Consider the following 4,228-nt stretch of genomic DNA (forward strand, 5'->3'; position numbering starts at 1 on the left):
CCGTGGTGCTGCTCGGCGGCGGTGTGGCGCTGGGCGCAGCCGTGGGCGACGAGTTCGGAGACGACGACGATGATCGCCCGTCGATGTCCGACGGACCTCGTGGAGACGAGGACCGCGACGGCCAGCCCGGCGACGATCGCGGAGGAGACCGCGACGACGACGGCCAGCGTCCCTCGCAGGGGGGCGGCCCGGTGACCGGTATCGGCACAGACTCGGCCGACGAGCTCGTGGCGATCGCGGAGGCGGCTCGCGGCGCCGCCGAGGGAGATGTCACCTCGATCGATGCCAAGCGCGACGGCACGTGGGAGGTGCAGCTGACCGGACCGAACGGCAGCGAGACCGAGGTGCGGGTGGACGCCGACCTCGAAGCCACCGTGATCTCGACCGAGGAGGATGACGACTCGGCTCCGGCGAACACCCTCGACGAGGCGACCATCCGCGCCCTGGTCGACGCCGCCCTGGCCGAGACCGACGGCATGATCACCGACCTCGACGTCGACAACGACGAGGTCAGCCCCTACGACGCATCGGTGCTGACCGAGGACAACCGCTCGGTCGACATCGACTTCGGCGCCGATTTCGCCGTGGTCGGCACCGACACCGACGACTGAGCGACCTGCACCGCAGCCCCGACGTCGTTCTTCGAGCCGCCGGTCCCGCACAGGGGCCGGCGGCTCTTTCCGTGTGCGACGGCTACCATTTCACTCATGACGAATTCCGGGCGGATCGACGACGTCTCCATCGGCGGGGAGATGATCCGCCTCGGCCAGTTCCTGAAGTTCTCGGGACTCCTCGACTCGGGCGGCGACGCCAAAGAGGTCGTGATCGACGGGTTCGTGAAGGTCAACGACGAGGTCGACCGTCGCCGAGGTCGTCAGCTGCACGACGGCGACCTGGTCACCTTCGAGGGCCGAACCGTTCGCGTGCGCCCCTGACCTCGACGGGATGACATCGTCTGAGGCGGAGGACTCCGTCCGAGGCGGATGATCTCGGCGCGACTGCCCCCGCACGCGGGGAAGCACCCGCGCACGCCTCGCGTAATAGCGGGCCGGCCGGCGAGACGCAAGGCGCTGGCCGACATTCCTGCTGCGGCGCACGCTGGAGTCGTACCCCCAGATCAGCGACCGAGAGGAACCCTCATGTCTCGCGACCAGTACACCTTCACCAACCCGGCTGAGCTCTACTCCGACATCGAGCCCGAGAAGCAGCACATGCCGGAGCCCGGCCTCGATGCCGACCTCGCTCCGAAGGCCGATCTCGGCGAAGAGAGCTACCGCGGCACCGGCCGGCTGACCGGACGCAAGGCCCTCATCACCGGTGGCGACTCCGGCATCGGCGCGGCGACCGCGATCGCCTTCGCGCGTGAGGGCGCCGACGTCGCCCTCTCGTACCTGCCCGAGGAGGAGGAGGATGCCGCCCGCATCGCCGGCATCCTGCGGGAGGCGGGCGCCACGGTCGCACAGATCCCCGGTGACCTGCGCGACCCCGAGTACTGCCGCACGCTCGTCTCGGAGGCGGTCGGTGCGCTCGGAGGCCTCGACATCCTCGTCAACAACGGCGGCAAGCAGATCTACAAGGAATCGCTGACCGACATCACCGACGAGCAGTTCGACGACACCTTCAAGACCAACGTCTACGCGATGTTCTGGATCACGAAGGCCGCTCTCCCGCACCTCCCCGCGGGCTCGACGATCATCAACACCACGTCGATCCAGGCGTATTCGCCGTCGGGGATCCTGGTCGACTACGCGTCGACCAAGGCGACGATCAACGCCTTCACGAAGGGGCTCGCCGACCAGCTCGCGCCGAAGGGCATCCGCGTCAACGCCGTGGCCCCCGGACCCATCTGGACGCCGCTGCAGCCGAGCGACGGGCAGCCGCAGGAGAAGCTCCCGGAGTTCGGCGAGGATACCCCTCTGGGCCGCATGGGTCAGCCCGCCGAGCTCGCCCCCGCCTACGTGTTCCTCGCCTCCCCCGAGTCGAGCTACGTCGCGGGCGAGACGCTCAACGTCAACGGCGGCATGCCCACACCGTGAGTCGCTGACTGCGAACGCCCCCACCCGAGTCGTTCGGGCGGGGGCGTTCTCGCGTGCGGCACCCGCGCGGCGGTGTCGGTGCCTCCAGGCAATATGGCGGTATGGCAGACGGATACGACCCCGATTTCCTTCCGACGCGGGTTCCCCTGCCCCGCCCCGCACAGGATGCGGTGGAGCTGACGTATCCGCGCTTCACCGTGCTGCTCGACGGCGAGCGCCGCCTGGCCGCCGTGACGGGCGTGAACATCGACGGCGGGCGGCTGCGCGAGCTGCTGCGCAGCGGAGAGTGGCGGCTCGACCCCCGCGTCGACGATGGCCTGCAGACCGGCCCCGAGGTGTACGCGCGCAACGACCTCGACCGCGGTCATCTCGTGCGTCGGCGAGACCCCGGGTGGGGCGACGCCGATGACGCGAGGGCGGCGACCGAGGCGACGTTCTTCTATCCGAACGCCGCGCCGCAGGCCGCGGGGTTCAACCAGTCCAAGGAACTCTGGCTGGGCCTCGAAGACCATGTGATCGAATACGCCGAGTCGACGGATCAGCGCATCTCGGTCTTCACCGCCCCCGTGCTGGAGGCCGACGATCCGGCCTACCGCGGCATCCGCATCCCTCTTCGGTTCTGGAAGGTCGCGGTCTGGCAGGGACCCGACGGTCTCGCCGCCACGGGCTTCGTGCTCGATCAGTCCGACCTCGTGGACACGAGGGACGGTCTGCTGGCCGCGCCGCCGCTCGGCGCATTCCGCACGTTCCAGGTTCCGCTCGCCGAGATCGCGCGGATGACAGGGCTCGACCTCGGACCGGTGCTCGCCGCCGATGTGCTCCCGCAGCGCAGCGCGCGACCGACGGAGTGGCGGCCGCTCGCCTCAGCATCCGACATCACGCTCTAGCCGGCGTGGTGGTGGCCGGGGTGAGAGTGATCGTCCGAAACACGCCCCGCCGGAACGCGAGACGGCTCTGGCCAAAGGGTCAATTGTGCCGATTCGGATCGGGTGTAACCCTGAGGGAGCGGAGCTGTCGCGCTCGACGCGACGGCCGTGGCGCCGTCCCTATGGCGGCGCCTGACGGGCGCCCTTTCCGCCGCCTCCCCCGTGGTGGGGGCGTCCCGTCTCCCCTCCGCTGCGGCTGACCCCCTCGCTGACGCCCTGAGTGGTCTCTGCGACTCAGTTGAAGTCGCCACCCGGCGCCATATCGTGGAAGCGCGAGTAGTGCCCCTGGAACGCCACCGTGATCGTCGCCGTCGGGCCGTTACGGTGCTTGGCGACGATCAGATCGGCCTCGCCGGGGCGCACGTCCTTGTCGTAGACCGAGTCGCGGTGCAGCAGGATCACCATGTCGGCGTCCTGCTCGATGGATCCCGACTCGCGCAGGTCGCTGATGGCGGGCTTCTTGTCCTGACGCTGCTCGGGGCCACGGTTCAGTTGCGACAGAGCGATGACGGGGACCTGCAGCTCCTTGGCGATGAGCTTGAGGCTTCGCGAGAACTCCGAGACCTCCTGCTGGCGGGACTCGACGCGCTTGCCCGAGGTCATGAGCTGCAGGTAGTCGATGATGACCATCCGCAGTCCCTCGCGCTGCTTGAGCCGACGGCACTTCGCCCGGATCTCGACCAGCGTCATGTTGGGGCTGTCGTCGATGTAGAGCGGCGCGTCGTTGATGCGTCCTCGGGTCGCGGCGACGGTCGTCCAGTCGCGCGGGTCGAGGTTTCCCTTTCGCATGTTCTGCAGCGGGATCTGCCCCTCGGCGCTGAGCAGTCGCATCGCGATCTCGCTCTTGCCCATCTCGAGCGAGAAGAAGACGGACGGCAGGTTGTGACCGATCGACGCAGCGCGCGCGAAGTCGAGCGCGAGCGTCGACTTACCCATGGCAGGACGAGCAGCGACCACGATCATCTGTCCGCCGTGCAGGCCGTTGGTCAGCTCGTCGAGCTCCTTGAATCCCGTCGGCACGCCGGTCATCGAGCCGTCGCGTCCGCTGGCCGCCTCGATCTCCTCGAGGGCGGCGTCGACCGCGATCTGCAGCGGGACGTAGTCTTCGGCGGTCTCCGATCCGGTGATCGAGTAGATCTCGGCCTGCGCGTTGTTGACGAGGTCGGTCGCGTCGCCCTGCCCGTCGTACCCGAGCTGCACGATGCGCGTGCCGGCGTCGACCAGGCGTCGCAGGATCGCACGCTCCGACACGATGCCGGCGTAGTA

At 69.0% G+C, this 4,228-nt stretch carries 5 protein-coding genes; 4 read left to right on the top strand and 1 reads right to left on the bottom strand.

Translation table 11 applies throughout. The annotated features are described in order from the left end of the window. From RWO82_RS15225 to RWO82_RS15240, 4 genes are all read left to right on the top strand, one after another. Positions 1-611: PepSY domain-containing protein (locus RWO82_RS15225; protein ID WP_314428374.1), on the top strand; the 611-nt coding region annotated here is incomplete at its 5' end. A 96-nt stretch (positions 612-707) separates the two neighbouring features. Beyond that, a complete protein-coding gene (locus RWO82_RS15230) occupies positions 708-935 on the top strand; it encodes an RNA-binding S4 domain-containing protein (protein ID WP_314428375.1) in 228 nt (75 codons plus the stop codon). Positions 936-1,139: 204 nt separating this feature from the next. Then, on the top strand, positions 1,140-2,036 hold the full coding sequence (locus RWO82_RS15235; protein ID WP_314428376.1) for an SDR family oxidoreductase: 897 nt from the start codon (positions 1,140-1,142) through the stop codon (positions 2,034-2,036). A gap of 101 nt (positions 2,037-2,137) precedes the next feature. Continuing rightward, positions 2,138-2,923, top strand: a complete 786-nt coding sequence (locus RWO82_RS15240) for a DNA/RNA non-specific endonuclease (RefSeq protein ID WP_314428377.1) — start codon at positions 2,138-2,140, stop codon at positions 2,921-2,923. Between the two features lie 273 nt (positions 2,924-3,196). Here RWO82_RS15240 and dnaB read toward each other — a convergent pair. Next, positions 3,197-4,228, bottom strand: a 1,032-nt coding sequence (gene dnaB / locus RWO82_RS15245) for a replicative DNA helicase (RefSeq protein ID WP_314428378.1), incomplete at its 5' end; no start/stop codon positions are given.

The organism is uncultured Microbacterium sp. (assembly GCF_963521645.1).
Taxonomy (GTDB): Bacteria; Actinomycetota; Actinomycetes; order Actinomycetales; family Microbacteriaceae; genus Microbacterium.

Coding starts and splice junctions, on each gene's coding strand:
- RWO82_RS15230 (WP_314428375.1), top strand. CDS start 708: ATGACGAATTCCGGGCGGATCGACGACGTCTCCATCGGCGGGGAGATG.
- RWO82_RS15235 (WP_314428376.1), top strand. CDS start 1,140: ATGTCTCGCGACCAGTACACCTTCACCAACCCGGCTGAGCTCTACTCC.
- RWO82_RS15240 (WP_314428377.1), top strand. CDS start 2,138: ATGGCAGACGGATACGACCCCGATTTCCTTCCGACGCGGGTTCCCCTG.